The 26,596-nt window shown below is 72.6% G+C and carries 21 protein-coding genes; 12 read left to right on the top strand and 9 right to left on the bottom strand.

Translation table 11 applies throughout. The features are described 5' to 3' along the window. Positions 1-109: 109 nt before the first annotated feature. The gene (locus ACZ6Y1_RS32185) at positions 110-658 is read left to right on the top strand and encodes an HAD domain-containing protein (RefSeq protein WP_469638119.1); all 549 of its coding nucleotides are present in this window, start codon (positions 110-112) and stop codon (positions 656-658) included. On the opposite strand, the gene ACZ6Y1_RS32180 is transcribed toward ACZ6Y1_RS32185, so the two are convergent. Together ACZ6Y1_RS32180 and ACZ6Y1_RS32175 are read right to left on the bottom strand one after the other, a co-directional pair. Then, on the bottom strand, positions 639-1,844 hold the full coding sequence (locus ACZ6Y1_RS32180; protein ID WP_469638115.1) for an SWIM zinc finger family protein: 1,206 nt from the start codon (positions 1,842-1,844) through the stop codon (positions 639-641). The genes ACZ6Y1_RS32185 and ACZ6Y1_RS32180 overlap by 20 nt on opposite strands. Then, a complete protein-coding gene (locus ACZ6Y1_RS32175) occupies positions 1,841-4,678 on the bottom strand; it encodes a DEAD/DEAH box helicase (protein ID WP_469638112.1) in 2,838 nt (945 codons plus the stop codon). Before ACZ6Y1_RS32175 ends, ACZ6Y1_RS32180 begins: the two co-directional genes overlap by 4 nt. A gap of 141 nt (positions 4,679-4,819) precedes the next feature. Between ACZ6Y1_RS32175 and ACZ6Y1_RS32170 the strand changes: the two genes are divergently transcribed. Next, on the top strand, positions 4,820-5,086 hold the full coding sequence (locus ACZ6Y1_RS32170) for a DUF6343 family protein (RefSeq protein ID WP_469638109.1): 267 nt from the start codon (positions 4,820-4,822) through the stop codon (positions 5,084-5,086). Positions 5,087-5,089: 3 nt separating this feature from the next. Here ACZ6Y1_RS32170 and ACZ6Y1_RS32165 read toward each other — a convergent pair whose 3' ends face one another. From ACZ6Y1_RS32165 to rpsA, 4 genes are all read right to left on the bottom strand, one after another. After that, the gene (locus tag ACZ6Y1_RS32165) at positions 5,090-5,473 is read right to left on the bottom strand and encodes a tetratricopeptide repeat protein (RefSeq protein WP_469638106.1); all 384 of its coding nucleotides are present in this window, start codon (positions 5,471-5,473) and stop codon (positions 5,090-5,092) included. A gap of 65 nt (positions 5,474-5,538) precedes the next feature. Continuing rightward, positions 5,539-6,183, bottom strand: coding sequence for a dephospho-CoA kinase (coaE, locus tag ACZ6Y1_RS32160; protein ID WP_469638103.1), 645 nt, complete (start codon positions 6,181-6,183; stop codon positions 5,539-5,541). An 82-nt stretch (positions 6,184-6,265) separates the two neighbouring features. Continuing rightward, positions 6,266-7,204, bottom strand: coding sequence for a PAC2 family protein (locus tag ACZ6Y1_RS32155; RefSeq protein ID WP_469638101.1), 939 nt, complete (start codon positions 7,202-7,204; stop codon positions 6,266-6,268). Between the two features lie 192 nt (positions 7,205-7,396). Beyond that, positions 7,397-8,905 (bottom strand): 30S ribosomal protein S1, encoded by a 1,509-nt coding sequence (rpsA, locus tag ACZ6Y1_RS32150; RefSeq protein ID WP_327413389.1) that lies wholly within the window; start codon positions 8,903-8,905, stop codon positions 7,397-7,399. A 396-nt stretch (positions 8,906-9,301) separates the two neighbouring features. On the opposite strand from rpsA, the gene ACZ6Y1_RS32145 reads away from it, so the two are divergent. Next, positions 9,302-10,192, top strand: a complete 891-nt coding sequence (locus ACZ6Y1_RS32145; RefSeq protein WP_469638097.1) for a class I SAM-dependent methyltransferase — start codon at positions 9,302-9,304, stop codon at positions 10,190-10,192. A gap of 4 nt (positions 10,193-10,196) precedes the next feature. Beyond that, positions 10,197-13,055 carry an ATP-dependent RNA helicase gene (locus ACZ6Y1_RS32140; protein WP_469638093.1) on the top strand — a complete coding sequence of 953 codons (2,859 nt, stop codon included), beginning with the start codon at positions 10,197-10,199 and terminating at the stop codon, positions 13,053-13,055. On the opposite strand, the gene pgfA is transcribed toward ACZ6Y1_RS32140, so the two are convergent. Beyond that, positions 13,045-14,019, bottom strand: a complete 975-nt coding sequence (gene pgfA / locus ACZ6Y1_RS32135; RefSeq protein WP_469638089.1) for a cell envelope lipid trafficking protein PgfA — start codon at positions 14,017-14,019, stop codon at positions 13,045-13,047. The two genes, ACZ6Y1_RS32140 and pgfA, sit on opposite strands and share 11 nt — an antisense overlap. Before the next feature lie 15 nt (positions 14,020-14,034). Then, positions 14,035-14,175 carry an SPW_0924 family protein gene (locus tag ACZ6Y1_RS32130; protein ID WP_469638086.1) on the bottom strand — a complete coding sequence of 47 codons (141 nt, stop codon included), beginning with the start codon at positions 14,173-14,175 and terminating at the stop codon, positions 14,035-14,037. A 245-nt stretch (positions 14,176-14,420) separates the two neighbouring features. Here ACZ6Y1_RS32130 and ACZ6Y1_RS32125 point away from each other — a divergent pair, with 245 nt between their 5' ends. Then, positions 14,421-15,269, top strand: coding sequence for a DUF4184 family protein (locus tag ACZ6Y1_RS32125; RefSeq protein WP_469638083.1), 849 nt, complete (start codon positions 14,421-14,423; stop codon positions 15,267-15,269). A 33-nt stretch (positions 15,270-15,302) separates the two neighbouring features. Here ACZ6Y1_RS32125 and polA read toward each other — a convergent pair whose 3' ends face one another. Beyond that, the gene (gene polA / locus ACZ6Y1_RS32120) at positions 15,303-18,026 is read right to left on the bottom strand and encodes a DNA polymerase I (protein ID WP_469638080.1); all 2,724 of its coding nucleotides are present in this window, start codon (positions 18,024-18,026) and stop codon (positions 15,303-15,305) included. 268 nt (positions 18,027-18,294) lie between these two features. Here polA and ACZ6Y1_RS32115 point away from each other — a divergent pair, with 268 nt between their 5' ends. From ACZ6Y1_RS32115 to ACZ6Y1_RS32085, 7 genes are all read left to right on the top strand, one after another. Continuing rightward, a complete protein-coding gene (locus tag ACZ6Y1_RS32115; RefSeq protein ID WP_469638077.1) occupies positions 18,295-20,610 on the top strand; it encodes an FdhF/YdeP family oxidoreductase in 2,316 nt (771 codons plus the stop codon). 54 nt (positions 20,611-20,664) lie between these two features. Beyond that, positions 20,665-21,123, top strand: coding sequence for a PaaI family thioesterase (locus ACZ6Y1_RS32110; RefSeq protein WP_469638074.1), 459 nt, complete (start codon positions 20,665-20,667; stop codon positions 21,121-21,123). 56 nt (positions 21,124-21,179) lie between these two features. After that, the gene (locus tag ACZ6Y1_RS32105) at positions 21,180-21,569 is read left to right on the top strand and encodes a hypothetical protein (RefSeq protein ID WP_469638073.1); all 390 of its coding nucleotides are present in this window, start codon (positions 21,180-21,182) and stop codon (positions 21,567-21,569) included. Then, complete coding sequence (locus ACZ6Y1_RS32100) at positions 21,566-22,198, top strand: Tat pathway signal sequence domain protein (RefSeq protein WP_469638070.1); 633 nt, start codon at positions 21,566-21,568, stop codon at positions 22,196-22,198. The genes ACZ6Y1_RS32105 and ACZ6Y1_RS32100 overlap by 4 nt, the downstream gene beginning before the upstream one ends. A 300-nt stretch (positions 22,199-22,498) precedes the next feature. Then, positions 22,499-23,731, top strand: a complete 1,233-nt coding sequence (locus ACZ6Y1_RS32095; protein ID WP_469638066.1) for a branched-chain amino acid ABC transporter substrate-binding protein — start codon at positions 22,499-22,501, stop codon at positions 23,729-23,731. A 106-nt stretch (positions 23,732-23,837) separates the two neighbouring features. Next, positions 23,838-24,767, top strand: a complete 930-nt coding sequence (locus ACZ6Y1_RS32090; protein WP_384746521.1) for a branched-chain amino acid ABC transporter permease — start codon at positions 23,838-23,840, stop codon at positions 24,765-24,767. Between the two features lie 5 nt (positions 24,768-24,772). Then, entirely contained in the window at positions 24,773-26,593 is a 1,821-nt protein-coding gene (locus ACZ6Y1_RS32085) for a branched-chain amino acid ABC transporter permease (protein WP_469638063.1), read from the top strand. Positions 26,594-26,596: the final 3 nt, after the last annotated feature.

Here is a 26,596-nt window from a genome sequence, read left to right as displayed (position 1 = left end):
GAGGAGTTCGCGGGCGCTGCACCCACACCGGAGACAACGCTCCGAACCCATACGGGTTATAGAGCCGGTAGGCATTTCACTCCATCGTGTACTGGGTAGTGCGTACTTCATGACCGATCGCCCCGTGCTCCTCCTCGATGTGGACGGCCCCCTCAACCCGTTCCGTTCACTCAGCGCCGGCCTGCGCGGCTACACGACCCACCGGATGCGCCCGGACGTCTGGCTCGCCTACCGCGACCCCGATTCCCGCAAGGCCCGCCGCGGCGCCCGCGTCCGCCTCCACCCCGCCCACGGGGCCCGGCTGTTGGCCCTGCCCTTCGAGCTCACCTGGGCCACCGCCTGGACGCACCAGGCCAACACCCTGATCGCACCGCACATCGGACTGCCCGGTGATCTGCCCGTGGTCGAGTGGCCGGAACTCTTCGCGGACGACCCGGACGGCCTCTCCTGGAAGACCCGGGCCCTCGTCGACTGGGCGGCCGGGCGCCCCTTCGCCTGGGTCGACGACATGATCACCCCCCGCGACCGCGCGTGGGTCGCCGCCCACCACCCGGCCCCGGCCCTGCTCCTGCGCATCCACCCGCGCCACGGCCTGCGCGAGCGCGACTTCGCCACCCTGACCCGCTGGGCGGCGGGACTCAGCGCAGCAGGGCGGTGACCGGGTCCGCCGACGGCGGGCCCATCGGCCACCAGTCCTCGCCGGCGAGGCGGGACTCGTAGGGGTACCAGAGGGCGTCGCGGCCGAGGCGGAGCTGGCGGTTGCCGCTGGTGAGGCGGTTGCGCTCGGGGCGGAAGGAGCCCTGGGCCGCGGCGAGGAGGGCGGGGCGGGCCCGGTCGAAGGGGCCCGCCGGCGGGTCCCAGGGCTCTTCGAGGGCGGCGAGGGCCGGGCGGCCGCCCTGACGCCAGGCCGCGGCGGCCCGCGCGAGGTCGGTGGTGGTCCGGCCGGTGGCGCGGGCCAGCTCCCGGTAGAGGGTGCGGGCGGCGCCCGTGAGGCCGGCCGTGGGGTGCGCGGAGGCCAGCCGGACGGCGTCCTGCCACAGGGTGAGCCCGGCGATGGGGTCCTCCCCGGTGGTGAGCAGGGCCAGGGCGCGGGCGGCCGCGTCGGCGGCGAGCAGGTCCAGGGCGAGCGGGTCCGGGCAGCCGGGCTCGGCCGGGTACGCGGGCGGGAGCCCCACGGCGGCGGGCGCGGCCGGCGGCGCGGGCAGCGGCGGCAGGACGGTGCGCACCAGCACCTCCCGGGCCGGGACGCCGGGGAAGTCCGGGGCGGAGCCGGGCTGTTCGCGCGCCGCATGGGCGGCGCTGCGGCGGCCGAGCTCGTCGAGCAGCTCCCGCTCGCCCCGGCCGCGCAGGAGCAGCAGCACGAACGGGTCCTCGTCGAGGAGCCGGGCCGCCCGGTAGCAGAGGGCCGCCGCGTGCTTGCACGGCGGACGTCCGTGGTCCGGGCAGGAGCAGCGCGGGCCCAGTTCGCGCGCCGCGGGCAGCACGGAATCCGCGAGGGACTGCGGCACCTCCCGTTCGAGCAGCGCGGCGAGCGCCGCCGGATCGGCCGCGACGGTCTCCAGGAGCTCCCGCCACCGCGCGTCGTCGAGGGCGGGCAGGGCCAGCTCGGTGCGGTAGGGGCGGGCCCTGCTGCCCCGCACGTACGCCACGATCCTGCCGGGGGTGACGGTGACGGCCTCGACGTGCCCCTCCTCCGCGTAGATACGGCCCCGGGCCAGACGGGCCGCGTCGGCGGAGCTCCCTTCGAGGGCCGACACCCAGGCCCGGCCCCACCAGCTGACGGCTTCCACCCCGGCGGGCACCGTCTCGAAGGTGCGGCGGCGGTCGTCGCGCGCGGTGATCATTCCGGCCTCCGGAGGGACACGAGGTCGGCGAGCTCGCGGTCGGTCAGCTCCGTCAGCGCCGCCTCGCCCGAGCCGAGGACGGCATCGGCCAGTGCCCGCTTCGCCTCCAGCATTTCGGCGATCCGGTCCTCGACGGTGCCCTCGGCGATGATCCGGTGGACCTGCACGGGCTGGGTCTGGCCGATCCGGTAGGCACGGTCGGTGGCCTGTTCCTCCACGGCCGGGTTCCACCAGCGGTCGAAGTGGATGACGTGCCCGGCGCGGGTGAGGTTCAGCCCGGTGCCCGCCGCCTTCAGCGAGAGCAGGAAGACGGGGACCTCGCCCGCCTGGAACCGGTCCACGAGCTCCTCGCGGCGCGCGACCGGGGTCCCGCCGTGCAGCAGCTGGTGCCCGATCCCCCGGGCCGTCAGGTGCCGCTCGATGAGCCGGGCCATCGTCACGTACTGGGTGAAGACCAGCACGGAACCGCCCTCGGCGAGGATCGTGTCCAGCAGTTCGTCCAGCAGGGCCAGCTTTCCCGAACGGTGCGGGATCCGGGGCTGTTCCTCCCTCAGGTACTGCGCGGGGTGGTTGCAGATCTGCTTGAGCGAGGCCAGCAACTTCATGATCATGCCGCGGCGTTCCATGCCCTCGCTCGCCCCGATCACGGCCATCGCCTCATCCACCGCCGCGCGGTACAGCGAGACCTGCTCACGGGTGAGCGAGACCGGATGGTCGGTCTGCGTCTTCGGCGGCAGCTCGGGGGCGATGCCGGGGTCGGACTTCTTGCGGCGCAGCAGGAAGGGGCGCACCAGCGCCGCGAGCCGGGCGACCGCCGCCTCGTTTCCGCCGTCCTCCTCCTGCTGGTGCTCCACCGGGCGGGCGTGGCGGGCGCGGAACGTGGTGAGCGGACCGAGCAGTCCCGGAGTCGTCCAGTCGAGCAGCGCCCACAGCTCGGACAGGTTGTTCTCCACCGGGGTGCCGGTGAGCGCCACCCGGGCCGGCGCCGGAACGGTGCGCAGGGCCTTCGCCGTCGCCGAATGCGGGTTCTTGACGTGCTGGGCCTCGTCGGCGACGACCATCCCCCACCGCTGCTCTGCCAGCAGCGGCGCGCTGGCGCGCATCGTCCCGTACGTGGTCAGCACGAACCCGCCCTCGGGCGCGGTCAGATCGTCGAGGCTGCGACCGGCGCCGTGGAAGCGGCGCACGGGAGTGCCGGGGGCGAACTTCTCGATCTCCCGCTGCCAGTTGCCGAGCAGCGAGGCCGGGCACACCACCAGCGTCGGCTCGGGGCGGTCCCGGTGCAGGTGCAGCGCGATCAGCGTGACGGTCTTGCCCAGGCCCATGTCGTCGGCGAGGCAGCCGCCGAGGCCCAGGGAGGTCATCAGGTCCAGCCAGGCCAGGCCGCGCGCCTGGTAGTCGCGCAGGGTGGCCTTGAGCGCGGCGGGCTGCGGCAGCGGGGCCGGCTCCCCCGTCAGCCGCTCCCGCAGGGCGGCCAGCGCCCCCACGGGGACGGCCTCCACCGGCTCCCCGTCGACCTCGGCCGTCCCCGTCAGTACGGTGGCCAGCGCGTCGACCGGGTCGAGCAGGCCGAGCTGCCGTTTGCGGGCCTTGCGCACCAGCTCCGGATCGACCCGCACCCACTGGTCGCGCAGGCGGACGACCGGCCGGTGCGCCTCGGCGAGGGCGTCCATCTCCCCCGGGGTCAGCCGGTCCCCGCCCAGCGCCAGTTCCCAGGAGAAGTCGAAGAGGTGGCCGGCGTCGAAGAAGGCGGTGCCGTCGGTCGCGGATCCGGGCGCGGTGGAGCGTACGACGGCGGTCGCGGACAGCGTACGAGCCAGTTCGCGCGGCCAGTGGACCAGGACCCCGGCGGCCGCCAGGCGGCTCGCGGCCACCCCGAGCAGGTCTTCGAGCTCCGGGTCGGACAGGGCGAGGGAGTCGGGAGCGGGCTGTTCCAGCAGCCGCAGCAGCGGCGGCCACACGCGGGCGGCCCGGCGCAGCGCGAGCACGGCGTCGATCCGGGCGCGCGACCCGAACCCCGCGGCCGCGGTGCCGGCCCACAGCTGCGAGGCGTCGGTGACCAGGGTCGGGTCGGCGAGGCTGTGCACCTGCACGACGGCCGCTCCGGCACGGCGGGTGTCCTCCCCCTCCGCCTCGTCGAAGAGGGCGAAGGAGGAGAGGTCGAGCCGGAGCGAGATCCCGACGCCCGTGTCGGCGCCGGCCGCGACCTGCGCGGCCCACTCCGCCATCCCGGCCACCTGCTGCGGCTCGCGGGCGGCGAAGGGCCGGCCGGCGGCCACGGCGGCCGCCGGGGTGCGGGGCAGGCTGTCGGCGACGGCGTCGAGGAAGGCGCGGAGCAGGGCCTCCGGCTCGGGCAGCTGCAGCGGGCGCCGGCCGGCCAGCGGCGTCGCGCACCCCTCCCACGGCAGGGCGGCGGCGACCGCGCGGAGGTGGTCGACATCGGCGGCGTCGAGCGGCCCGGCACGCCACGCGTCGACGCCCTCTGGGGTGAGCCCGGGCAGCAGACGGCCGCGCGCCACCAGCGAGAGGGCCTGCACGGCGGCGGTGCCCCAGGCCCGCGTGGCGGGATGGGCGGCCCGGCTCCGGGGCGCGGGCGCCAGCAGCGGCAGGGCGGCCGCCACGGAGAAGGTCACCGCGGGTACCGTCCGGCTGCGGGCACCGCCACCGTGCGGGCCCACCACACCGAGCGGTGCGGGCGTGCCCGTGGCGGGCAGGGGATCGCCGTCGGGCGCCCAGAAGGCGATCCGGCCCTCGCGCGGGACGGCGGCGGGCAGGAAGACGGCGGCATGGCGGAGCAGCGCCTGCGCGGCCTGCGCGGATGCCTGCGGCGTCACGGCGTCCCCTCCTCCCCCGGTCGAGCTCCAGACGGACCCCTCTGCCGTCGAGTCTAGGCACGACCACTGACAACGCCCCGGCCCGCGGATCCGCGGGGAACCCGCCCGCGGTGGGACCATGGAACCGAGAGGCGATGAGCGATGGTCGTGCGTTCCGGGAACGAGCCGGTGACCGCCCGCAGTCCGCTGCGGCTGCGGTTCTGGCTGAGCCTGTGGGGGCTGCTCTGGAGCGCCGCCGGCGCGGCCGCGTTCTCGCTGGTCGGCCGTCCCGGGTGGGCGGCGGCCTGCGCCGTGGTCTTCGTCCTGGCGGCGGTGGACATGGCCGTGGTCCTGCGGCACATCCACCAGGGCCCGCACTACCAGCCGGGCCGGGACATCCCCCCGTACGAGCCGCCGCGCGAGCGCTGAGGCTCAGTCCTCGAAGCGGGCCGCCCGCAGGTACTCCGGCTGCGGGTCGAGGGCCGCCGCCAGCCGGAAGTGTTTGCGGGCCCGGTCGTGGCGGCCGGAGCGCTCATGGGTGCGGGCGAGCGCGAAGTGCGCGAAGGCGTTGTCCGGCTCACGCTCCAGCACCAGCTCGAACTCCAGCTCCGCCGCGCGCAGTTGGGCCGCGGCGAAGAAGGCGCGGGCCCGCAGCAGCCGGGCCGCCGTGTTCTCCGGGTGGGCGGCTATGACCGAGTCGAGCAGCTTGACCGCGCCGCGCGGATCGCGGGCGGCGAGCAGCTGCTCGGCGGCCCGGTAGTCGATGACGTGGGTCTCGGGGCTGGCGGGCGGCGTGGGGCGCGTGGACTCGGACACGGATGGATCCTTCCCTCTACGGGCGCGTTCAACGCCCCCGCCCCGACCGCTATTCCATGCACACGTCAGGCGTTGCCGTCCGCCGCCGCCCCGCGCGGGCCCTGCCCGGCCGCAGCCGCCGCCCGTTCCGTGAGTTCCTCCCACACCTTGCGCACCTGCGGTTCCAGCGCCTCCAGCGGCCCGTCGTTGTCGATCACGAGGGTCGCCACCGCCAGCCGCTGCTCACGGGTGGCCTGTGCGGCCATGCGGGCCTCGGCCTCCGCTTCGGGCATTCCGCGCAGGCCGGTGAGCCGCGCCAGCTGCGTCCGGGGTGCGGCGTCCACCACGACCACCAGGTCGTAGAGCGGGGCCAGCCCGTTCTCCGTGAGCAGGGGTACGTCGTGCACCACGATCGCGTCGGACCCCGCGGCGGCCTCCAGCTCGGCCGACCGGGCCCCGACCAGCGGGTGGACGATCGCGTTCAGCGTCCGGAGCTTTGCCTGGTCGGCGAAGACCACGGAACCGAGCTTCGGCCGGTCCAGCGTGCCCTGCGGGGTCAGCACCGACTCCCCGAAGGCCTCGACGACGGCCGCGAGCCCGGGCGTGCCCGGCTCCACGACCTCCCGTGCGATGCGGTCGGCGTCCACGACGACCGCCCCGTACCCCGCCAGCAGTCGAGAGACCTCGCTCTTGCCGGCACCGATTCCGCCCGTCAGGCCCACCTTCAGCATGCCCGAAGCCTAGCCCCCGCCGGCGGCGGGCCCACAGCCCCCCGCGCCACCCCGTCCGGCGCCACCGCCCCCGGCGGCCCGCTCAGCCTTCGCCCTCGCGCTCGGCAAGGAACCGCTCGAACTCGCGGCCGATCTCCTCCGCCGACGGGATCTCGGCCGGCTCGGCGATCATGTTGCCCCTGGTCTCGGCGCCGGCGGCCGCGTCGTACTGGTGCTCCAGCCCCTGCACCAGGTTGACGAGCTCCTCGTCGCCCTCGCGGATCTGCCGGTCGATCTCCGTCTGCGTACGGTGCGCCTCGGTCCGCAGCGCGTGCGCCACCGCCGGCAGGACCAGCCCGGTCGCCGCGGTGATGGCCTCCAGCGCCGTCAGCGCCGCGTCGGGGTAGGGGGAACGGGCCACGTAGTGCGGTACGTGCGCGGCGACGCCCAGTACGTCGTGCCCGGCCTGCGACAGCCGGAACTCCACGAGCGACTCGGCGCTGCCCGGGACCTGCGCCTCGTCGAAGGGGCTGCGGTGGCCCGGCATGAGGTCGGTCCGGTTGCCGTGCGGTGTGATGCCCACGGGACGGGTGTGCGGGACGCCCATCGGGATGCCGTGGAAGTTGACCGAGAGCCGCACGCCGAGCCGCTCGACGATCTGCCGGACGGCGACGGCGAAGCGCTCCCACTCCACGTCCGGCTCGGGGCCGGAGAGCAGCAGGAAGGGGGCTCCGGTGGCGTCCTGGACGAGCCGGACCTCCAGCTCGGGCGCCTCGAACTCGGTCCAGTGGTCGCGCTTGAAGGTCAGCAGCGGGCGGCGGGCCCGGTAGTCCACCAGCCGGTCCGCGTCGAAGCGGGCCACCACCTGGTGGGGCAGGGTGTCCAGGAGCCGCTCGACGATCTGCTCGCCGGTCTCACCCGCGTCGATGTACCCCTCGAAGTGGTACAGCATGACCAGCCCGGCCGAGTCCTGGGCGAGCGCCAGGTCGGCCACCGCCAGGCCCTTGGCGTCCCATTCGTACAACCCCTGTGGATCAAGCACCGTCACCACTCCTCCCTCGCTGCGTTCTCTGGAAGGAACGCCCAAGAGGGCCCCGCCATTCCCGAGTTGGCAACAGTCCGTAGAAGAGGGGAACGGTCGGCGACGAAGTGAGGCCCGCCCCCCGAAGGGGACGGGCCTCACTTTTCAACTCAACCGGCTCGGCTCACGCCCGGAGGCGTGTGCGCACTGCGATCAGCTCTGGCCGCCGGCCAGCTTCTCGCGGAGCGCGGCCAGGGCCTCGTCCGACGCCAGGGCGCCGGAGGTCTCGTCCGACTCCGAGGAGTAGGAACCACCCGAGATGCCCGCACCGGCGTTGCCACCGGCGGCCGGGGCGGCAGCACCCTCGGCGGCAGCGGCCTCGTCGGCCTCGCGGCTCTTGATGACCTGGGCCTGGTGCTGCTCGAAGCGCTGCTGCGCCTCGGCGTACTGGGTCTCCCAGGCCTCGCGCTGCTTCTCGTAGCCCTCGAGCCAGTCGTTGGTCTCGGGGTCGAAGCCCTCGGGGTAGATGTAGTTGCCCTGGTCGTCGTAGGACGCGGCCATGCCGTACAGGGTCGGGTCGAACTCGACCGACGCCGGGTCGGCACCGAAGGACTCGTTGGCCTGCTTCAGCGACAGCGAGATCCGGCGACGCTCGAGGTCGATGTCGATGACCTTGACGAAGATCTCGTCGTTGACCTGGACGACCTGCTCCGGGATCTCCACGTGGCGCTCGGCCAGCTCGGAGATGTGGACCAGGCCCTCGATGCCCTCGTCCACGCGGACGAACGCACCGAACGGAACCAGCTTGGTGACCTTACCCGGGACGACCTGACCGATCTGGTGGGTCCGGGCGAACTGCTGCCACGGGTCTTCCTGCGTCGCCTTCAGCGACAGGGAGACGCGCTCGCGGTCCATGTCGACGTCGAGGACCTCGACGGTGACTTCCTGGCCGACCTCGACAACCTCGGACGGGTGGTCGATGTGCTTCCAGGACAGCTCGGAGACGTGGACGAGACCGTCGACGCCACCCAGGTCCACGAAGGCACCGAAGTTGACGATCGAGGACACGACGCCGGAGCGGACCTGACCCTTCTGCAGGGTGGTGAGGAACGTCTGGCGGACCTCGGACTGGGTCTGCTCGAGCCAGGCACGGCGGGACAGGACCACGTTGTTGCGGTTCTTGTCCAGCTCGATGATCTTCGCCTCGAGCTCCTTGCCCACGTAGGGCTGGAGGTCGCGGACACGGCGCATCTCGACGAGAGAGGCCGGGAGGAAGCCGCGGAGGCCGATGTCGAGGATGAGACCACCCTTGACGACCTCGATGACGGTACCGGTGACGATGCCGTCTTCTTCCTTGATCTTCTCGATCGTGCCCCAGGCACGCTCGTACTGAGCGCGCTTCTTGGACAGGATCAGACGGCCTTCCTTGTCCTCCTTCTGGAGAACAAGCGCCTCGATCTCGTCGCCGACCTTGACGACCTCGTTCGGGTCGACGTCGTGCTTGATCGAGAGCTCACGGCTCGGGATCACGCCTTCGGTCTTGTAACCGATGTCGAGCAGGACCTCGTCCCGGTCGACCTTCACGATGACGCCGTCGACGATGTCGCCGTCGTTGAAGTACTTGATCGTCTCGTCGATCGCGGCGAGGAAGGCTTCCTCGTTACCGATGTCGTTGACCGCTACCTGCGGGGTGGTAGAGGTGGTCTCGGTGCTGCTCGTCATGTGGGAAAGGGCTCCGGTTACGGACAGAAAGTCGTAGGTACTGCTACGCCGGGAGCCCTTATCGGCATCTGCCGATGAAGCCGGACAGCCAAGGAAGCCCTTGATCCGCGAGAAGCGGGGAGGGCCTCGAAAACCGAGGGGACATCAACAGATGCAAGCGCAGCCTGCTAGGTCTGAGGAGCACAGGCTCGCAGCGCAACTTGTAGCATACGGGGGCCGCCGGACAGGGTCAATGCGCGAAGGCGCACACCCCCGGCGGATCGCCGCATATCCGGCACAATTCGTGTGCGGGGAGGGCGTGATGACCCTCCCGACACGTTTGCAGCAGTCACCCGGCGACGTCCGCCGCATACCACGGACGTCCACCGACATCCGCACACTACGACGACGGGCCCCATGAACCAAGAGGACTACGCCCCCGAAGACGCGTACGAGGCCGATCCGGGCTCCGCCGACGGCCTCGCCGACGACCTCCCCGACGCCTTCGACGCCTTCGACGAGGCCGAGGCCACGCGCCGCGAGGCCGGGGAGGCGGAGAGCAGCCGGGCCAGCCGGGGCTGGTGGGACCGCAACGCCGACGAGTACCAGAGCGAGCACGGCGCCTTCCTCGGCGACGACCGCTTCGTGTGGGGCCCCGAGGGCCTGGACGAGGCAGAGGCCGCCCTGCTCGGCCCCGCCGCCTCCCTCAAGGGCAAGGACGTCCTGGAGATCGGCGCCGGCGCCGCCCAGTGCTCGCGCTGGCTCGCCGCTCAGGGCGCCCGCCCGGTGGCCCTGGACCTCTCCCACCGCCAGCTGCAGCACGCCCTGCGCATCGGCGACGACGTCCCCCTGGTCGAGGCCGACGCCGGGAACCTGCCCTTCCGCGACGGCTCCTTCGACCTCGCCTGCTCCGCGTACGGGGCCGTCCCCTTCGTCGCCGACCCCGTCAACGTCATGCGCGAGGTCCACCGCGTCCTGCGCCCGGGCGGCCGCTGGGTCTTCTCCGTCACCCATCCCATCCGCTGGGCCTTCCCCGACGAGCCGGGGCCCGAGGGGCTCTCCGTCGCCGCCTCCTACTTCGACCGGACCCCGTACGTCGAGCAGGACGAGCGGGGCCGCGCCGTGTACGTGGAGCACCACCGCACCCTCGGTGACCGGGTCCGCGACGTGGTGGCGGGCGGTTTCCGCCTGGTCGACCTGGTGGAGCCGGAGTGGCCCGCGTGGAACAGCCAGGAGTGGGGCGGCTGGTCCCCGCTGCGCGGGAACCTGATTCCCGGTACGGCGATCTTCGTGTGCGAGAGGGCCTGATCCGTTGAACGGCCGGCTGCGCCAGTCCGCGCTCGACGCCCTTCCCGTACGGGAGGCCGTGCCCGCGCTCACGTCCGCCCTGGACGGCCACGGCGCGGCCGTGCTCTGCGCGCCGCCCGGCACCGGCAAGACCACGCTGGTGCCGCTGGTGCTGGCGGGCCTGGCCGGCGGCGGGCCGCGGCGGCGGGTCGTGGTCGCCGAGCCCCGGCGGATCGCCGCGCGGGCGGCGGCGCGGCGGATGGCGTGGCTGCTGGGCGAGGCCGTCGGCGGGTCCGTGGGGTTCACGGTGCGCGGGGAGCGGGTCGTGGGCCGCGACGCCCTCGTGGAGGTGGTCACCACCGGTGTGCTGCTGCAGCGGCTCCAGCGGGACCAGGAGCTGGCCGGCGTGGACGTGGTCGTCCTGGACGAGTGCCACGAGCGGCACCTGGACGCCGACACCGTCGCCGCGTTCCTGGTGGACGTACGGGAGACGCTGCGCCCGGAGCTGCGGCTCGTGGCGGCTTCGGCGACGACGGACGCGGCCGGATGGGCCCGCGTGCTGGGGGGCGCTCCGGTGGTGGAGACGCCCGGCGTCTCGTACCCGGTGGAGACCGTGTGGGCGCCGCCGGCCCGGCCGGTGCGGCCGCCGCACGGGATGCGGGTGGATCCCGCGCAGCTGACGCACGTGGCGTCGGTGGTGCGGCGGGCGCTGGCGGAACGTTCCGGGGACGTCCTGTGCTTCCTGCCCGGCGTCGGTGAGATCTCCCGGGTCGCGGGTCTGCTCGGCGGGGTGGACGCGGAGGTGCTGCAGCTCCACGGCCGGGCCCCGGCGGCGGTGCAGGAGGCGGCGCTGACCGCCTCGGAGCGCCGACGGGTGATCCTGTCCACGGCGGTGGCGGAGTCGAGCCTGACCGTGCCCGGGGTGCGGGTGGTCGTGGACTCCGGGCTGGCCCGCGAGCCGCGCGTGGACCATGCGCGGGGGCTGGGCGCGCTGGCGACGGTGCGGGCTTCGCGCGCGGCGGGCCGCCAGCGGGCCGGGCGGGCGGGGCGCGAGGCGCCGGGGGCGGTGTACCGGTGCTGGGCGGAGGCGGAGCACGGGCGCCTGCCGGCGTTCCCGTCCCCGGAGATACGGATCGCGGACCTGACGCAGTTCGCCCTGCAGGCCGCGTGCTGGGGGGACCCGGACGCGACGGGGCTGGCACTGCCGGATCCGCCGCCGGCCGGCGCGATGGCGGCCGCGCGCGAGGTGCTGGTGGCGGTCGGCGCGGTGGACGGTGCGGGGCGGCCGACCGGGCGTGGGCTGCGGATGGCGCGGCTCGGGCTGCACCCGCGGCTGGCGCGTGCGCTGCTGGACGGCGCCGGGGCGGTGGGCGCGCGTCGGGCGGCGGAGGTGGTGGCGCTGCTGAGCGAGGAGCCGCCGCGGGAGTACGGGGACGACCTGGCCGCCGCGTGGCGCGCGGCCCGGCGGGGCGGTGACGCGTACGCCGCCCGCTGGCGTGCGGAGGCCCGTCGCCTGGAGCGCGCGGCGCTCGGTCCCCCGGCCCCCGAATCGCCGGCCGCCGGCCTCGCGGACCCGTCCGGCCCTGCGGCCATGGCCGCCGCGCCGGGCCCGGACCCCCGACCGCGCGCCTCGGCCCGCCCGGGCACCGCTGCGCGGGGCCTCACCCCCACCCCGCCCCTTCCCGAAACCGTGGGCGGCGCCCCCAGCCCCCCGTCCCGGGGCTCCGCCCCGGACCCGGCGGGGGCCCCGCCCCCGGACCCCCGCGCCTCAATCGCCGGCGAGGCTAAATGCGCGGACGGCAGCGGCCGAAATCCAGCCCCGACAGGGGGTCCCCCCGGACGAGGTCTGGGGGAGTTTGAGGAGCGGGGTGCGGGGCGGAGCCCCGGCCGCGGAGCGGCACCGGACGACCTCGTGGCCGGGCTCGTCGTCGCGCTCGCGTTCCCCGAGCGCGTGGCCCGGGCCAGGAACGAGACGGCCTTCCTCATGGCCAACGGGACGGGGGGCGAGATCCCGGACGGGAGTCCACTGCGCGGCACGCCCTGGCTGGCCGTGGCCGTCGCCGACCGGGCCCCGCACTCCGCCTCGGCACGGATCCGGCTCGCCGCGGCCGTCGACGAGGCCACCGCCCGGGCCGCGGCCGCGCATCTGCTGAGCGAGGGCGAGGAGGTCCGCTGGGAGGACGGGGACCTCGTCGCCCGGGCCGCCGAGCGGCTGGGGGCGATCGAGCTGGCCGTACGCCCGCTGCGCGAGCCCGACCCGGCGCTCGTCCGGGCCGCCCTCCTCGACGGCCTCCGCGCCGAGGGGCTCGGACTGCTGCGCTGGTCCGAGGACGCGCACGCGCTCCGGGCCCGGCTGGCCTTCCTGCACCGCACGCTCGGCGGCGGCTGGCCCGACGTGGCGGACGACGCCGCCCTGCTGGAGCGGGCCGACGACTGGCTGGAGCCCGAGCTGTCCCGCGCCCGGCGCCGCGCCGACCTGGCGCGGATCGACGCCGGGCAGGCCCTGAACCGGCTGCTGCCCTGGGCCACCGGTGAGGCCGCCCGTCTGGACGAGCTGGCACCGCAGCGCCTGGAGGTGCCCAGCGGGTCCCGGATCCGGGTGGACTATTCGGCGGAGCACGGGCAGCCGGTGCTCGCGGTGAAGCTCCAGGAGCTGTTCGGGCTGGCCGAGACCCCCGAGGTGGCCGGCGTGCCGGTGCTCGTGCACCTGCTGTCACCCGCCGGGCGGCCCGCCGCCGTCACCGCCGACCTCGCCTCCTTCTGGCAGGGCGGCTACCGGGCCGTCCGCGCCGAGCTGCGCGGCCGCTACCCCAAGCACCCCTGGCCGGAGGACCCGGCGACCGCCGAGCCCACCCGGCACACCAACGCCCGGCTCAGGCGCTGACCAGGCAGTCCCGGGTCCGCCGGCCCCGGGCCTCCAGCCACAGGGCGAGGCCGAGCAGCACGAGCCCGCCGGCCGCCAGGCCGACCGGCGCGTACGTGTGGAGCGCGAGGACCTTCGTACGGTTGGCGCCGACGAGGTCGACCGTGTACTTCGCGTAGTCCTCGCGGATGGTCACGTGCCCGGCGAAGGCGGTGAGCCTGCCGTCGGGGCCACCGGCGGCGATGCCGCCGCGCATCTCCTGCTGGATGTCCTGCTCGGCGTTGACGGGCGCCCCGGTGACCGGGTCCACCCAGAACCGGGCCTTGACCGTGTACCAGAGGGTGGTGCCGGTGGCGGCCTCGATCGTGCTGGGGTCGATGCCCTCGATCGGCATCTTCTTGGGCATGGGGACCTTGGTCCACGGGACGGTCTGCTCGAAGAGGTAGACGTCCATGCCGCGGTAGGTGCGGGGGCCCACGTAGTGCATCGGCGACGCCGTGCGGGTCTGCGCGTCGAAGTAGAGGTAGTCGCGCGGCTCGGTGAAGAACGGCCACTTGAACTCGATGCCCTCGCGCTTGACCGGGTCCCCGTCGACCATCTCGCCGGTGGCGTGCACCGGGTCCTGGGTGTGCGCGTCGAAGATGTAGCGCTCGGGGATCTGGGAGACCATCTTCCCGTCCGGCCCGATGATGTAGGACAGCGTGTCCCAGACGACGACGTCCCTGCCCGCGCTGGCCTCGATCTCCTTCGAGGCCTCGACGTTGCCCTTGAGGGTCTGGACGATGGTGACCTTGTCGACCTTCTTCGGCTGCATCCCGCCCGTGTAGTCGAGCAGGGTCGCGTCCTTCGCCTCCAGGACCATCTCCTGGTACTGCTCCGGCGGGATCTTCGCGAGCCGCGGGTACGCGTACCAGCGCAGCAGCGGTGCGAGGGCCGCGAAGAAGACGGCCAGGGCCAACAGGACAAGGCTCGCTCTGCGTCGCACGGCCGGGCCCTCCTCTTACTTTCCGGGCGCCGCGGGCGCGGTGGTGAGCAGCGGCTTGGGTGAGGTCTCGCCTTCGGGCGCCCCGAACGCCGTGACGGCGAGGACGAGGAGCACCGCGAGGACCAGACCGCTGGCGGCGGCGATGAATGCGCGCATGCCGGGCCTCCGGAATCTGATAGGGCGTCAGGGCTGGGGCACCGTAGCAACGCGGACCCGAGATGAGAACCGTTCGGCCGGGGCGGCCTGTTGGACCCCGCCCGGCCCGGCCTGCCGGTCCGGCCCGGGAGTGTGACGTGGCCCATGGCGCTCCCGGGAGCCCCACGGGCCCCGGACGCGTCCTTCCCGGTGTCACGGACGGGCCGCCGCATACTGGCCGGGCCCACGAACCGAGGAGACGCGCCATGCCGTTCACACTGAGCCACGCGGCCGCCGTGCTGCCGGCCGTCCGCCGGACCGGGCGGGCACGCGGCCCGCTCGTCGGCTCGGCGCTGGTCCTCGGATCCTTCGCCCCGGACACCTTCTACTTCGCTGCCACGCTCGTCGCGCGCCTCAGGCCGTACGGCACCTTCGCGCACTCCCTGCCCGGGATCGTGACCGTCGACGCGGCGCTCACCGCCGTCCTCGCGGCGTGCTGGCTGCTGCTGCGCGAGCCGCTGCTCGCCCTGCTCCCCCGCGGCCGGCGCGGCCAGGTGCACGCCTTCGTACGGGGCGAGGACTGGCGCGGGCGCCGACCGGCCCCGCTGGCCCTGTGGTTCTGCCTCTCCTCCGTCATCGGGTCCTGCACGCACGTGCTGTGGGACAGCTTCACGCACCTCGACCGGTGGGGCACCAACGCGCTGGACCTGGGCAGGCCCCTCGCGTTCGGCTTCCCCCTCTACCTGTACCTGCAGTACGGCGGGTCGGTGATCGCGGCCTGCGTCCTGGTGTGGTTCACGGCCACCGCGCTGCGGCGGCTGCCGGCCTCCCCGCAGCCGCCTTCCGTCCCCGTGCTCGGCCGGGCCGAGCTGTGGGGCGCTCTCGCGCTCATCCTCCTGTGTACGGCCGTCGGGATCGTGCTGCGCGTACTGCGCTTCTTCACCTTCTTCGACGCGATCCACACGCCGCTCGACATCATCCCGACGATCTGCTTCGGCGCGGGCGGCGGCCTCACCGTGGGCCTGCTGCTGTACGGGGTCCTCGTACGGCTGCGCCACCGCCCGGCCCGGCTCCGGTCGCAGGAGGAAACGCGGACGCCCGTCCCCACCGCGTAGGCGGGAACGGGCGCCCGGCAGTCCGTACGACGATCAGTGCGCGGCGGACTCCCAGTCGGAGCCGACGCCCACCGACACGTCCAGCGGCGCCCGGAGGTCGACGGCCGCGCCCATCTCGCGGCGCACCAGCTCCTCCACCCGCTCCCGCTCGCCCGGGGCGACCTCCAGCACGATTTCGTCGTGGACCTGGAGCAGCATCCGCGACGACAGCCCCGCCTCGGCGATCGCCTTGTCCACGCGCAGCATCGCGACCTTGACGATGTCCGCAGCGGTGCCCTGGATCGGCGCGTTCAGCGCCATCCGCTCGGCGGCCTCACGGCGCTGGCGGTTGTCGCTGTTGAGGTCGGGCAGGTAGCGGCGGCGGCCGAAGACCGTGGCCGTGTAGCCGGTGGCGCGGGCCTCGTCGACCACGCGCTGCAGGTATTCGCGGACCCCGCCGAACCGCTCGAAGAAGGTCTCCATCAGGCCGCGCGCCTCGGCGGGCTCGATGTTCAGCTGCTGGGCCAGGCCGAACGCGGACAGCCCGTACGCGAGACCGTACGACATCGCCTTGATCTTGCGGCGCATCTCGGCGTCGACCTGCGAGCGCTCCACGCCGAACACCTGCGAGGCGACCGTGGTGTGCAGGTCCTCACCGGAGGCGAACGCCTCGATCAGGCCCTCGTCCTCGGAGAGGTGGGCCATCACGCGCAGCTCGATCTGGCTGTAGTCGGCCGTCATCAGCGACTCGTAGCCCTCGCCGACGACGAACCCGCGGCGGATCGCCCGGCCCTCGTCCGTGCGCACCGGCACGTTCTGCAGGTTCGGGTCCGTGGACGACAGGCGGCCGGTCGCGGCGACCGTCTGGCTGAAGTTGGTGTGCACCCGGCCGTCGGCGGCGATCGTCTTGACCAGGCCCTCGACGGTGACGCGCAGCTTGGCCTGCTCCCGGTGGCGCAGCATGATCACCGGCAGTTCGTGGTCGGTCTGCGTGGCGAGCCAGGCCAGCGCGTCCGCGTCCGTGGTGTAGCCCGTCTTCGTCTTCTTCGTCTTCGGCAGGTCCAGCTCGCCGAAGAACACCTCCTGCAGCTGCTTGGGCGAGCCGAGGTTGAACTCGTGCCCGACCGCCGCGTGCGCCTCCTTCACGGCCTGCTGCACGGCGCCCGCGAACTGCTGCTCCATGGCCTCCAGGTGGTCGCGGTCGGCGGCGATGCCGGCCCGCTCCATCCGGGCCAGCAGCTCGGAGGTCGGCAGCTCCATGTCGTGGAGCAGCGCGGCCGCACCCACCTCGTCGAGCTTCCCGGTGAAGGCCTCGCCGAGGTCCAGGACCGCGCGGGCCTGCGCCATCAGCGCCTCCGCCTCGGCGGTGTCGTCGGCGCCGAAGGCCAGCTGGCCGTCGGCGGCGGCCGGCGCCAGCTCGCGGTGCAGGTACTCGTTGGACAGCACGTCCAGCGCGAAGGACCGGCGGCCCGGCTTGACCAGGTACGCGGCGAGCGCGGTGTCCATGGTGACGCCGCGGAGGGACCAGCCGTGCTCGGGGAACACCCGCATCAGGCCCTTGGCGTTGTGCACGACCTTCGGCTTCGCCGCATCGGCGGCCCAGGCCGCGAACGCCCGCTCGTCCGCCTCGTCCAGCCCGGACGGCTCGAACCAGGCGGCCGCGCCGCCGGCCGCGGCCAGCGCGATCTCGCTGACGTTGCCCTGGCCCAGCGCCCAGCTGTCGACGGTCGCCACACCGAGCGGCCCGCCCGCGTGCGCCTCCAGCCACGGAGCCAGCTCACCCGCGCCCAGCACGGAGGCGTCGAGCTCCACGCCCGCCGCCACCGGGGCCGGGGCCTGCTGCTCGTCCGCGCCCGGGTCCACCGCGAGCAGCCGCTCGCGCAGCGAGGCGTTGCGGATCTCCAGCACGTCCAGCACACCGGTCACGGCCGACCGGTCGTAGGGCGCGCGGGCCAGGTCGGCCGGCGTCTTCGGCAGCTCCACGTCCTTGACCATCTCGGTCAGGACCCGGTTCAGCTTGACGGCCTCCAGGTGGTCGCGGAAGTTCTGCCCGGCCTTGCCCTTGACCTCGTCCGCGCGCTCCACGAGCTGCGCGAACGACCCGAACTGGGTGATCCACTTGGCCGCGGTCTTCTCGCCGACGCCCGGGATGCCCGGCAGGTTGTCGGACGGGTCGCCGCGCAGCGCCGCGAAGTCCGGATACTGCTGCGGCGTGAGACCGTACTTCTCCTGCACCTTCTCCGGGGTGAAGCGGGTCAGCTCGGAGACGCCCTTGGTGGGGTACAGCACGGTGGTGTGCTCGGAGACGAGCTGGAAGGAGTCCCGGTCGCCGGTGACGATCAGCACCTCGAAGCCGAGCGCCTCCGCCTGCGTCGCCAGCGTCGCGATCACGTCGTCGGCCTCGAAACCGTCGATCGCGAACCGCGGCACCTTCATCGCGTCCAGGAGCTCGCCGATCAGCTCGACCTGCCCCTTGAACTCGTCCGGCGTCTTGGAACGGTTCGCCTTGTACTCGGGGAACTCCGTCGAACGCCACGTCTTGCGGGACACGTCGAACGCCACCGCGAAGTGGGTGGGCGCCTCGTCGCGCAGCGTGTTCGCCAGCATCGACGCGAAGCCGTAGATGGCGTTGGTCGGCTGGCCCGTAGCGGTCGTGAAGTTCTCCGCGGGCAGCGCGAAGAACGCCCGGTACGCCAGGGAGTGCCCGTCCATGAGCATCAGGCGGGGGCGGTCCGCTGCGGTCGTCTGGTCGGTCTTCTTCGATGCTGAATCTGCCACGCCCCCGATCCTAGGGCGCCGCACTGACAATTCCGGCGCCGGAGGTCACCCCCTCGGTGGAGACGAGGGCTGACGCCAGGGCGGGCGCGGCCCCGCACCGGAGTCCCCGGCCGGCCCACGCGGCGCATCCGCCCCACCGGCCGCCCCCGGCGCACGGGCCCGGACCCGTACGCGCCCCGGACCGCTCTCCCCTCTTCCCCGCGGCCGTGAAAGGATCCGAGTGCGGCAAAACATGCTGCACCCGTACGTACGCTCGAAGGGGAGCGACATGGCCACCAAGCCGCCCGCAGGTGATCCCGTACAGGACGCGCCGCAGGTCGCGCCCCCCAAGCACGCCGCCGCCGGCCTGCCCGCCATCGGGCACACCCTGAAGATCGCGCAGCAGCAGATGGGCCTGGCCCGCACCGCCCGCACCCTGCTCAAGGTCAACCAGAAGGACGGCTTCGACTGCCCCGGCTGCGCCTGGCCCGAGGGCGACAAGCGGCACACCGCCGAATTCTGCGAGAACGGCGCCAAGGCCGTCGCCGAGGAAGCCACCCTGCGCCGGGTCACCCCCGCGTTCTTCGCCGCCCACCCGCTGTCCGACCTCGCCGGCCGGTCCGGCTACTGGCTCGGCCAGCAGGGCCGCATCACCGAACCCGTGTACCTCGCGGAAGGCGCCGACCGGTACGAGGCCGTCACCTGGGAGCGGGCCTTCGCGATCATCGCCGAGGAGCTGACCGCCCTCGACTCCCCCGACGAAGCCCTCTTCTACACCTCGGGCCGCACCAGCAACGAGGCCGCCTTCCTCTTCCAGCTCTTCGCCCGCGAGTTCGGCACCAACAACCTGCCCGACTGCTCCAACATGTGCCACGAGTCCTCGGGCTCCGCGCTCACCGAGACCATCGGCGTCGGCAAGGGCAGCGTCAGCCTCGAAGACCTCCACCAGGCCGACCTGATCATCGTCGCCGGACAGAACCCGGGCACCAACCACCCGCGCATGCTCTCCGCCCTGGAGAAGGCCAAGCGAGCCGGCGCGAAGATCATCTCGGTGAATCCGCTGCCCGAGGCCGGTATGGAGCGGTTCAAGAACCCCCAGACCCCCGTCGGCATGCTCAGGGGCACCGCCCTGAACGACCTCTTCCTCCAGATCCGCATCGGCGGCGACCAGGCCCTCTTCCGCCTCCTCAACAAGCTCGTCATCGAAGCGTCCGAAAGCGCCTCCGGCGCGGGCTCCGGCGCCGTCGACGAGGCCTTCGTCCGCGAACACACCCACGGCTACGAGGAACTCGCGGCAGCCGCCGAGAAGGCCGACTGGGACGAGACCCTCACCGCCACCGGCCTGACCCGCCCCGAGATCGAACGCGCCCTGGCCATGATCCTGGCCTCCGAGCGCACCATCGTCTGCTGGGCCATGGGCCTCACCCAGCACAAGCACGGCGTCGCCACCATCCGCGAGGTCGTCAACCTCCTCCTCCTGCGCGGCAACATCGGCCGCCCCGGCGCCGGCGTCTGCCCCGTCCGCGGCCACTCCAACGTCCAGGGCGACCGCACCATGGGCATCTTCGAACGCCCCGCCCCCGCCTTCCTCGACGCCCTCGACCGCGAATTCGGCATCACCTCACCGCGCGAGCACGGCTACGACGTCGTCCGCTCCATCCAGGCCCTGCGCGACGGCAGGGCCAAGGTCCTCTTCGCCATGGGCGGCAACTTCGTCGGCGCCACCCCCGACACCGACGTCACCGAAGCCGCGATCCGCCGCGCCTCCCTGACCGTGCACGTCTCCACCAAACTCAACCGCTCCCACGCCGTCACCGGCAGGCGCGCCCTGATCCTGCCCACCCTCGGCCGCACGGACAAGGACGTCCAGGCCACCGGCAAGCAGTTCGTGACCGTCGAGGACTCCATGGGCATGGTCCACGCCTCCCGCGGCAACCTCGCCCCCGCCGGCCCCCACCTGCTCTCCGAGCCCGCCATCGTGGCCCGCCTGGCCCGCGCCGTCCTCGGCGACACCTCCCGGACCCCCTGGGAGGAGTTCGAGAAGGACTACGCCGCCATCCGCGACCGCATCGCCCGCGTGATCCCCGGCTTCGAGGACTTCAACACCCGCATCGCCCACCCCGGCGGCTTCCGGCTCCCCCACGCCCCCCGCGACGAACGCCGCTTCCCCACCAGGACCGGCAAGGCCAACTTCACCGCCGCCCCCGTCGAATACCCGCGCGTCCCCCAGGGCCGGCTCCTCCTGCAGACCCTGCGCAGCCACGACCAGTACAACACCACCATCTACGGCCTCGACGACCGCTACCGCGGCATCACCGGCGGCCGCCGCGTCGTCATGGTCCACCCCGACGACGCCGCCGAACTCGGCCTCACCGACGGCTCGTACACCGACCTGATCAGCGAATGGAACGACGGCGTCGAACGCCGCGCACCCGGCTTCCGCGTCGTCCACTACCCCACCGCCCGCGGCTGCGCCGCCGCCTACTACCCCGAGACCAACGTCCTGGTCCCCCTCGACTCCACCGCCGACACCAGCAACACCCCCGCCAGCAAGTCCGTCGTCATCCGCTTCGAACCGGCCCGACCCGCCCCCGACCGGGCCTGATAGAACGACCCCAGGACAATCGGGTTAACGAGCGTTGACGAACGGAGCCGGCCCATGGGTCACGACCACGCAGTGAAGTTCCCCCAGGACGTACTCGACCAGTACTCCGCCAAGGGCATCGACCTGCCCGCGCTGTTCTCCGCCGGAGCCCTCGGCCAGCGCATGGAGATCCGCATCCTGGAGGCCTCCGCCGAGCGCGTCGTGGCCACCATGCCCGTCAAGGGCAACACCCAGCCCTACGGACTCCTCCACGGCGGAGCCTCCGCCGTCCTCGCCGAGACCCTCGGCTCCGTCGGCGCCATGATGCACGGCGGCATCGACAAGATCGCCGTCGGCGTCGACCTCAACTGCACCCACCACCGCGGCGTGCGCACCGGCACCGTCACCGGCGTCGCCACCCCCATCCACCGCGGCCGCTCCACCACCACCTACGAGATCGTCATCAGCGACGAGGAGGACCGCCGGGTCTGCACCGCCCGCCTCACCTGCCTGCTGCGCGACACGGAGTCTTAACAACCAAGCCGACACGAGCAGTTGTGCAGCCCCCGGCGCCGGTCTAGCGTTCCCGCATGGGATCGGGACCGGCGCCGCGGCGCGCCACGGCCACCTGCGCGGCGACGGCACTCCTGGCCGCCGCGCTCCTCTCCTGCACCCCCCGCACCCCCGCCTCCCCGGCGCCCCGCACCACCTCGCCCCAGGACCTGTGCACCACCCTGATCACCCACTGGGCCGGGGTCATCCTCGACGCCGGCCAGGACCAGGACGCCGTCCACCTCGACTACCAGGCCATGGGCCTGTCCGGCGGCCAGAACGAGATCCTGCGCACCGTCCTCGACGGCGCCCGGACCGAGCAGCGCACCAACGGCGCCGCCGCCGCACACCGGTACACCGCCCGCGAGGCCGCCCGCCACTGCGCCGACCGCTACCGCGCGGGCACCCCCACCGGCGGGCCCTGGTGAGCGGCATAGGCCCCGTCGAGCCCGGCGAGGGCACCGAGGGCCGCGAGCGGCCGCCCGCTGCGGCCCGTACGCCCGCCGCCCGCGGAGTGCGGTGGCTGCGCACCCGGTACGCCCGCCACCGCCGGGCCGTCCTCACCGTGGCGGCCACGGCCGTGCTGGCCGCGGGCGCCGCCCGCTGGTACACGACGCGGCCGCTGCCCGTCGCGGCCCCTCAGCCGCCCGCCCCGTCGCAGTCCGTGTCCCTCACCTATCTGGAACCGCTGGAGCCCACCCCCGAGGGCAGCGCGTTCGCGCTCACCGTCCGTATGCGCAACAGGGCCGGCAGCCCCGTCACGGTGGAGCGGATCGGCCAGCCGTCGCGAGCGCTGAGCGTGACCGTCCGGCCACCACTGCCGGTCACGATCGGCGCCGGGGAAGCGCGCGACCTCGCGGTGCTCTTCCGGACAGAAGACTGCGTGCATGTGGCACGGAATTCTGGACTCCCATTCCTTGAGGTAACCCTCAGTAATGAAATCCAGAAAGAGGATCACAGTTACATCCCCGGTGACCGTTATGCCAGAGATCTTTCCGCCGCCCTGACCAGGGCGTGTCCCGAAGATCGAGACACCGCCCCCACCGGACCGTCATGACCAAAAACCGCCAGAGTCCTGGCAGGACAGCAGCTAAACCGAGGTTTGATCCTCACCTGTCTCAGAATATGGACAAGACGAAACGGCCTGAATTCCCCCGTTCCACCCGCACACATCCGCTATGCATTACGCCGTGGCATAACAAGAGAGTCACATCCTTGGCCTAAGCCCTCCATAACCCGCGATCCGCCGCCTAGAGTCACCGCCAGTTACCGCGACCGCCGGATTTCCTTCAGTTCGGTTCCCCGCGTTCGACTCGACGCGTCCCACGGGGGACGCGGCGCCAGGAAAGGACTGATCGTGCGTCATCGTCAGCTCATCGCCGTGACCGCCGCCCTCGCTGCGGGCGCCCTCACTCTCACCGCCTGCGGCTCCCGCGACGACAAGGGCGGAGCCACCGCCGACGGCGGGAACACCACGGTCGTCATCGGCGTCGACGCCCCCCTGACGGGCGACCTCTCGGCCCTCGGCCTCGGCATCAAGAACTCCGCCGACCTCGCCGCCAAGCAGGCCAACGAGAAGGGCTACGTCAAGGGCATCACCTTCAAGATCGAAGCCCTCGACGACCAGGCGCAGGCCTCCTCCGGCCAGCAGAACGCCACCAAGCTCACGGCCAACAAGGACGTCCTCGGCGTCGTCGGCCCGCTGAACTCCTCGGTCTCCGAGTCCATGCAGAAGGTCTTCGACGACGCCAAGCTGGCCCAGATCTCCCCGGCCAACACCAGCCCGTCCCTGACCCAGGGCCCCAAGTGGGCCGAGGGCACCAAGACCCGCACCTACAAGAGCTACTTCCGCACCGCCACCACGGACGCCATCCAGGGCCCGTTCGCGGCGCAGTACCTCTTCAACAAGGCGGGCAAGAAGAAGGTCTTCATCATCGATGACAAGAAGACCTACGGCGCCGGCCTCGCCGGAACCTTCAAGGGCGAGTTCACCAAGCTCGGCGGCGCCGTCGCCGGCGAGGGCCACATCGACCCCGAGTCCAAGGACTTCTCGGCGATCGTGACCCAGGTCAAGAGCTCCGGCGCCGACGTCGTCTACTACGGCGGCGAGTACCCCGCGGCCGGCCCGCTCTCCAAGCAGATCAAGGCCTCCGGCACCAACATCCCGCTCGTCGGCGGCGACGGCATCTACGACAAGAAGTACGTCGAGCTCGCAGGTGAAGGCGCCGCCGGCGACCTCGCCACCTCCGTCGGCGCCCCCGTCGAGAGCCTGCCCTCCGCCAAGGACTTCGTCGCCAACTACCAGAAGGCCGGCTACAAGGACCCGTTCGCGGCCTACGGCGGCTACTCCTACGACTCCGCCTGGGCCGTCATCGAGGCCGTCAAGAAGGTCGTCGAAGCCAACAACGGCAAGCTCCCCTCCGACGCCCGCGCCAAGGTCCTCGAAGCCGTCCAGGGCGTCTCCTTCGACGGCGTGACCGGCAAGGTCTCCTTCGACGAGTACGGCGACGCCACCAACAAGCAGCTCACCGTCTACAAGGTCGAGGGCAGCGACTGGAAGTCCGTCGAGTCCGGCACCTTCGGCGGCTGAACCCCCACGGGCTAACCCCCTAGCCTCACACCCCTCTGCCGCGCGGGGCGCGCACCATTGCGCCCCGCGCGGTGTCACATCCGTCGAAAGACTCGGAGGACCTGCGGTGCACGAACTGCCGCAACAGCTGGTCAACGGCCTGCTACTGGGATCCATGTACGGGCTCGTCGCCATCGGCTACACGATGGTCTATGGCATCGTCCAGCTCATCAACTTCGCCCACGGCGAGATCTTCATGACCGGCGGGTTCGGAGCCCTCACGGTCTGGCTGATGCTCCCCGGTGGCACCACCATGTGGATCGCCCTGCCCCTCATGCTCATAGGCGCGATCCTCGTCGCCACCCTCATAGCCGTAGGCGCCGAACGCTTCGCCTACCGCCCACTGCGCTCGGCCCCCCGCCTCGCCCCGCTCATCACCGCCATCGGCCTCTCCCTCGCCCTCCAGCAGGCGGTATGGGCCTGGTACCCCGACGCGAAGTCCTCCATCGTCTTCCCCGAGATCCCCGGCGGACCCTTCCACATCGGCAGCATCACCATCCAGACCGGTGACGTCTTCCTCCTCCTCGCCGCCCCCGTCTCCATGGCCTTCCTCGGCTTCTTCGTCAAGAAGACCCGCACCGGCCGCGGCATGCAGGCCACCGCGCAGGACCCGGACACCGCCAAGCTCATGGGCATCAACACCGACCGCATCATCACGGTCGCCTTCGCCCTCGGCGCCGCCTTCGCCGCCATCGGAGCCGTCGCCTACGGCCTCAAGTACGGCGAAGTCAACTTCAAGATGGGCTTCCTGCTCGGCCTCAAGGCCTTCACCGCAGCCGTCCTCGGCGGCATCGGCAACATCTACGGCGCCATGATCGGCGGCATCGTCCTCGGCCTCGCGGAGACCCTCACCACCGCGTACGTCGCCGACGTACCCGGCATGCAGCAGCTCGGCGGCCAGTCCTGGGGCAACACCTGGGCGTTCGTACTCCTCATCCTCGTGCTCCTCTTCCGGCCCCAAGGCCTGCTGGGTGAGCGCGTGGCGGACAGGGCGTGAGAAACATGACGACCACCACCGCAGCAACCACGGACACCGTGACCACCACCCCCGTCCGAGGCCTCATAGCCCTCCCCGAGAAGACGGGCCGCGCCCTCGCCACCGCAGGCGGCGCCCTCACCGTCATCTCCTGCTTCCTCTCCTGGACCTGGACCGCCGCCTACCCCGGCAACCTCACCGTCATCGGCTACCCCGGCGGCCTCCAGTGGCTCGTCCTCGTCGGCGGCGTCCTCACCACCCTCTTCGGCCTCGCCTCCTACGGAGTCAAGGGCCTCGGCTGGCTCGCCCCCGCCGGCACCGACGCAGCGCTCAAGCTCGCCGCGCTCGCCGCCTTCGCCACCGCCTGGTACACGGTCATCTCCATCACCACCACCCTCGGCGGCATCGTCAACCTCGAGCCCGGCGGCTTCGCCGTCGCCGCCACCTCCCTCCTCGCCGTCGTCGGCGCCTTCGCCCTCCCCTTCGAGCACCCCGTCCTCGAAGGACCCGACCCCGACGACAGCGCCTGGGAACAGCGCAAGCACCACCTCGGCAACCGCTGGACGACCTTCAAGGCCGCCCTCGCCGCCGGCACCCCCCGGCCCGCCAAGCCCCTCCCGGCCTGGACCGAGATCCTCCTGATCACCGCCGTCCTCGCCCTCACCCTCGGCGTCTTCACCTACGGCATCACCACCCCGTACCAGGAACTCTTCATCGGCTTCCTGATCACCGCCGGCTTCGGCTTCGCCGCCCTCAACAAGGCCGGCCTGGTGGCCCGCTTCACCGCACTCACCGCCAAGCACCGCAACGTCGCCCTCGTCGGCGCCTTCGTCGCGGCCGCCGCCTTCCCGCTCACCCAGACCGACGACCAGTACGCGACCCTCGGCGTCAACATCCTCATCTTCGCCACCGTCGCCCTCGGCCTGAACATCGTCGTCGGCCTCACCGGCCTCCTCGACCTCGGCTACGTCGCCTTCCTCGGAGTCGGCGCCTACACCGCGGCCATGGTCTCCGGATCCCCCAACTCCCCCTTCGGCGTGCACCTCCCCTTCTGGGCCGCACTCCTCATCGGCGCCGGCGCATCCATGATCTTCGGCGTCCTCATCGGCGCCCCCACCCTGCGCCTGCGCGGCGACTACCTCGCCATCGTCACCCTGGGCTTCGGAGAGATCTTCCGCATCTCGATGAACAACCTCGACGGCACCTCCGGCCCCGACATCACCAACGGCCCCAACGGCATCGCCGGCATCCCCAACGTCGACCTCTTCGGATTCGACTTCGGCGCCAGCCACGTCATCGCCGGATTCACCATCGGCCGCTTCGCCAACTACTTCCTGCTGATGCTCCTGGTCACCCTCATCGTGATCATGGTCTTCCGCCGCAGCGCCGAATCCCGCATCGGCCGCGCCTGGGTCGCCATCCGCGAAGACGAAACCGCCGCCGAAGCCATGGGCATCAACGGCTTCCGCGTCAAGCTCATCGCCTTCGCCCTCGGCGCCACCCTCGCCGGCCTCGCCGGAGCCGTCCAGGCACACGTCAACTACACGGTCACCCCCGACCAGTACGTGTTCGCCAACGCCGTCCCCCCGAACTCCGCCTTCCTCCTCGCCGCAGTCGTCCTCGGCGGCATGGGCACCATCAGCGGACCCCTCGTCGGCGGCTCACTGCTCTTCCTCATCCCGAACAAGATGCAGTTCCTCGGCGACTACCAGCTCCTCGCCTTCGGCATCGCGCTCATCATCCTGATGCGCCTGCGCCCCGAAGGCATCATCCCCAACCGGCGCAACCAGCTCGAGCTCCACAAGGACCTCGAAGCGCCCACAGTCCTCAGCAAGACAGGGGCCTGACCC

Source organism: Streptomyces sp. NPDC053432, from assembly GCF_055585365.1.
The sequence above is the reverse complement of the archived record's forward strand: the minus strand, read 5'-3'. Positions and strand labels throughout refer to the sequence as shown.